This is a genomic window from Faunimonas sp. B44, from assembly GCF_052655945.1.
Map to the genome: position 1 here is coordinate 1 of NZ_JBQYEX010000036.1, position 4,832 is coordinate 4,832.

4 protein-coding genes are annotated in these 4,832 nt (G+C 61.1%); 1 reads left to right on the forward strand and 3 read right to left on the reverse strand.

Annotation, left to right across the window (positions count from 1 at the left end; genetic code table 11):
* The 3 genes from ACUN0C_RS19975 to ACUN0C_RS19985 all read right to left on the reverse strand — a co-directional run.
* A partial coding sequence (locus ACUN0C_RS19975; protein WP_445468163.1) for a restriction endonuclease subunit S occupies positions 1–981 on the reverse strand: 981 nt, incomplete at its 3' end.
* On the reverse strand, positions 978–2,426 hold the full coding sequence (locus tag ACUN0C_RS19980; protein ID WP_445468164.1) for an N-6 DNA methylase: 1,449 nt from the start codon (positions 2,424–2,426) through the stop codon (positions 978–980). The genes ACUN0C_RS19975 and ACUN0C_RS19980, both read right to left, overlap by 4 nt.
* 142 nt (positions 2,427–2,568) lie before the next feature.
* The gene (locus ACUN0C_RS19985) at positions 2,569–2,832 is read right to left on the reverse strand and encodes a DUF4357 domain-containing protein (protein ID WP_445468166.1); all 264 of its coding nucleotides are present in this window, start codon (positions 2,830–2,832) and stop codon (positions 2,569–2,571) included.
* Positions 2,833–3,784: 952 nt separating this feature from the next.
* On the opposite strand from ACUN0C_RS19985, the gene istA reads away from it, so the two are divergent.
* Positions 3,785–4,832, forward strand: a 1,048-nt coding sequence (istA, locus tag ACUN0C_RS19990) for an IS21 family transposase (RefSeq protein ID WP_445468165.1), incomplete at its 3' end; no start/stop codon positions are given.

Below are 4,832 nucleotides of genomic sequence, written 5' to 3' on the forward strand. Positions count from 1 at the left end.
TACCCAAGGTGCAAGCGAAACCGAGTTCAGGTAGAGCCGGACGAACTCCTGCGAGTCCAGGTCGTCGAACCGGAGAACATGCGCGTGATTGTTCACCCAAGACTTTCCCGAAATCGAGAAGGCGATGGGGTACGTCCGAGCGAGCAGGTTTGCACCATCTTCCGATACCAGGAGAAGATCCTCGTCGAATATGTGCTCTGCAACGTAGTCGACCGCGCCTGAGGCTCCGTAGTACGGCACGTCTCCCGGCTCACGGTGCGCCTTGGTGATAGGCACCCTCTGTCGGTCCAGGTTTTCGCTGATGTCGGGCAGGGTCTTCTTCGGCCATTCGGTCGTTCCGAACTCGAAGGCGGCATTGAGCCAGCTTCCGAAGAGAGCCCGGGCATCCGCCAGATTGGCCTCGGCATGGGCGCGGGCGCGGTCGAGGGCGGCGAAGGCCTGATCGAGCACCGCAACGATCCGCTTCTGCTCCTCCAGCGGCGGCAGCGGGACTTCAAGTTCCTTGTATGCATTGAAGTCCAGGTTGCGGATTCCGGTAGAGCGCCGCTGAAGCGGCTCAGTTCGCCCGGACAAGTACCAGTAGTACAGAACCCTGTGCAGATAGAGTGGATCAAGCCGCCGAGCGTCCTCGACACGTATCGCGCTCGTGAAGTTACTAAATGAGTAGGTGCCGCTATCCATTTCAAACAGGACGACGCGACCGACTGGCTGTTTAGGGCCTCCCCCTGACTTTTCGATGATAATGTCGTTTTTCTTGAGGCGGCGCTTCGCGAGCTGCTTCGGTTCTACGTCAAGAACCGCAACATCCGTCAGGTCGATACGACCGTCAGCGGTAAAGTTGGTATTGCGGATCACGTGCGCAGTTTCGAAGGGCTCCTTCTTCCCTGTCCAAAGCCCGTTGTGGAAGGAGCACAGTCGGCGCAGCGGCACGCTTTCCCAATGCAAAGGAAGCTGCTGGCCTGCTTCAACCTGATCCTTCACAGCATCCCCCGGATGTCCTCGAGGATCCGGGCCGTCTCGGCGTCGCGTGCCAGCATGGCGTCGATGATCTCCTCGGGGCTGCGCAAAGCCGCCGCCTCGGGCGCATGAGGGTTCTTCACCGACAGGTCCCAGGTCGTCCGGTCGAGGTCCGCCACTTCGACCGTCCAGCTCTTCGGGCCCGGCGCCCGCTCGGGCTGGAGCGCCACAAACTCGGCGGGGTCGTCATCGTTCAGCGGGCTCGTCTTGCCCAAGCTGCGGCCCGGGTCGAGCTGGTAGCAAAAGACCGAGCGCGTCTTCGCCCCCTTCTCGAAGAACAGAACCACCGTCTTGACGCCTGCGCCCTGGAACGTGCCGCCCGGGCAGTCGAGCACGGTGTGGAGGTTGCAGGTCTCGAGGAGTTCGCGGCGGAGCGCGACGCTGGCGCCGTCGGTGTTGCTGAGGAAGGTGTTCTTGATGACCACTGCGCCGCGGCCGCCGGCCCGGAGCTTGCGGATAAAGTGCTGGAGGAAGAGGTAGGCGGTCTCGCCCGACTTGATCGGGAAGTTCTGCTGAACCTCGCGGCGCTCGCCTCCGCCGAAAGGCGGATTGGCGAGGACGATATCGTGGCGATCGCACTCCTGGATGTCCATCACGTTCTCTGTAAGCGTGTTGGCATGGCGGATATTCGGCGCCTCGATGCCGTGCAGGATCATGTTCATGACCCCCAGAATATAAGCGAGCGACTTCTTCTCCTGGCCGTAGAAGGTCCGCCGCTGCAAAGTTTGGTAATCCTTCGCCGACATGCGTGGATGACGCATATACTCCCAAGCTTCGCAGAGGAAACCAGCCGAGCCGCAGGCGCCGTCATAGATTGTCTCGCCGATTTTTGGGTCGACAACCTTGACCATAGCGCGGATCAGCGGGCGGGGCGTGTAGTACTCGCCGCCGTTCCGACCCGCATTGCCCATCCGCTTGATGCGGCTCTCATACAGGTCCGAGAGCTCGTGCTTTGCCTTCTGGCTGTTGAAGCGCAGGCCGTCCAGCACCTCAAGAACGTCGCGCAACGTATAGCCTGATCGGAACTTGTTCGTGATTTCGGCGAAAATCTCGCCGATTTTATACTCAAGGCTGTCCGGGCTGCCTGCTGTCTTATGAAATTGTTTAAGGTAAGGAAAGAGTTCGCGATTGACGAAGTCGATGAGGTCGGCGCCAGTCAAGGCAGCATTGTGGTCGAGCTTGCCGCCCTTCTTCGGCGCCGCCCAAACATCCCAGCGATAGCGCTTATCCAGAATAGGGTTGTAGACCCGCCCCTCGATCTCGGCTGTATCTTTCCGATCAACTTCAAGATCGTTGAGATATTTCAAAAATAGCAGCCATGAAGTTTGCTCAGCATAATCAAGCTCCGAAGCTAGTCCCTCATCGTTCCGCATGAGACGATCGATATTGTTAAAAGCATTTGCGAACATGTCTGCCGTTCTATTCCTCTTGCTGCATATTACAAAAAGCGGCGCTGCGACCGCCTCTCGGCCTCAACTTACCCGCCGCCTACTTAGGCAAGTCGACCATGATGCACTCCTCCGCAGAAGTTGGTCGCGATTAAAGATCTGCTTAAGTGTGGATTGCTGCTTCGGCGATCTCAGAATACTGCGCGTTTTCCTCCTGCCACTGATGGTAGCTCAGACGCGACCCCACCACCTTCCACTCAAGACGCCCATTGGAGTTGCGGTCAAGCACCACCGCGGCTGCGGCTGATGGGCTCGTGAAGTTGTACGGCCGAACAAACTCATAGAACGTCCCATCCGCTGACGGCTCAAGACACCTTGCGCAATGAGTTCCTGCTTGAGTTCGCCATATGAGTTGCCCCCCTGATATCCGGCATCCCTCAGGGCCTGGCTGCCCTTCAGAACGATGAACTCACCGTCCTCTTCAACGCCGGTAGCTTTGACGCCGCTCTTGTGCCGGATCTCAAAGCTGACCTCATCGAGTGCTGGCGCGCTACCGACCAACTTCATCGTCGCGATTGGTCGCGGCTTGAGAAGGTCGAGCCCGACAACGGGAAGGATCACGGTAAGATTCGCCAAAAATGCTTCCATATTGGCGCGATCGGCCTCCGGCATGCGCCGCTTGTCGGCGTTCGGCGCCTGACCATTGTCGAGGCTCACGCGACCCGCGCCGATCGCCATCTCTATGAGTCGAGCCTCCAAATACCGAACGTGCCCCTTCGTCAGTGCCTCATCGCTTGTCGTGATCACCACGGCGGTTTCCCAAAAGCCGCGATCTGCAGCGCTTTGCGCAATGCGATCCCGGACGCTGTCGGCCTCGCCAATGTAGGCTCGCATTGAGAGTGCATCGTTGGGGTCTGGTCCAAAAAGAATATAAACACCCGTCCGGTCCACCTCGGGCCGAGCCAGCAGCTTCGCAAACGTCGATTGAGCGGCGACCAGCACGGATCCGGTCCAGCCGTGGATCGACGCGATGATTAGGCCGTTCGGCGTCCCATCCACCAGGAACAGCTGGATCGTGCGCCCGAAAGCTTCGGCGGGCTGGCTCATTCCCGGCCCTTCGTGCAAATCGCATATACCCTGCACCCGTGTGCAGAAAAATCAACCAAAGGGGGTGAGTCCAGACACGCGTCAATCCATCGGCGCACCCGTTTCGCGCTCGTGACAAGAGTGCTGAAATGCGACGAAGGCCGCTGCGCGACTGTGGATCGGCGTGGAATGTTGACCCCCTGAGCGGGAGGATCGGCGTCCAAAATTGACCCCTCTTCGCGCGCGGTGCTGCGGACACTGCCCGTCCATTCTGGTGGACGGGCGGGAGGGGGATGAAGGGCGTGGACACGATCGCGCGGGTTCGCCGCGAGTTCTTCGTGCGCGGCAGGACGATCAAGCAGATCAGCCGCGATCTGCACATTGCGCGCAACACGGTGCGCAAGATCCTGCGGTGCCAGGCGACTTCGTTCGACTACGAGCGCGAGGTTCAGCCGCAGCCGAGGATCGGGCCGTGGCGGGACGAGCTCGACCGGTTGCTGGCGACGAACGCGGCGCGCGCGGCCCGGGAGCGGCTGACGCTGATGCGAATCTATGAGGAGCTGCGCGGGCTTGGCTACGAAGGCGGCTATGACGCTGTACGGCGCTACGCGGCGACGTGGCGGCGCAGCGAGAACGCGGCGTCGGCCTCGGCCTTTGTACCGCTGAGCTTCGAGCCGGGCGAGGCATACCAGTTCGACTGGAGCCACGAAGTGGTGCTGATCGACGGCGTCACCACAACGGTGAAGGTGGCGCATGTCCGGCTCTGCCACAGCCGGATGCTGTTCGTCAGGGCCTACCCGCGCGAGAGCCAGGAGATGGTGTTCGACGCCCACGACCGGGCGTTCGCCTTCTTCAAGGGCGCCTGCACGCGCGGGATCTACGACAACATGAAGACGGCGGTGGACGCGATCTTCGTCGGCCGCGAGCGCGCCTACAATCGCCGCTTCCAGCAGATGTGCAGTCACTATCTGGTCGAGCCGGTGGCGTGCACGCCGGCCTCGGGCTGGGAGAAGGGTCAGGTCGAGAACCAGGTCGGCGTGGTCCGCCAGCGCTTTTTTGCGCCCCGGGTGCGAGTGAAGAGCTATGAAGAGTTGAACGCCTGGTTGCTCGATCGCTGCGTCGCCTGGGCCAAGTCGAACCGGCATCCCGAGCTGCGCGACCGGACGATCTGGGAAGCGTTCGAGGCCGAGCGCCCGAGCCTCGTGCCGTATCGGGGGTCCTTCGACGGCTTCCATGCGGTGACGGCCTCGGTCTCTAAGACCTGCCTCGTCCGCTTCGACAACAACAAGTACTCGGTGTCGGCCAGCGCCGTGGGACGGCCGGTGGAGATCCGCGCCTACG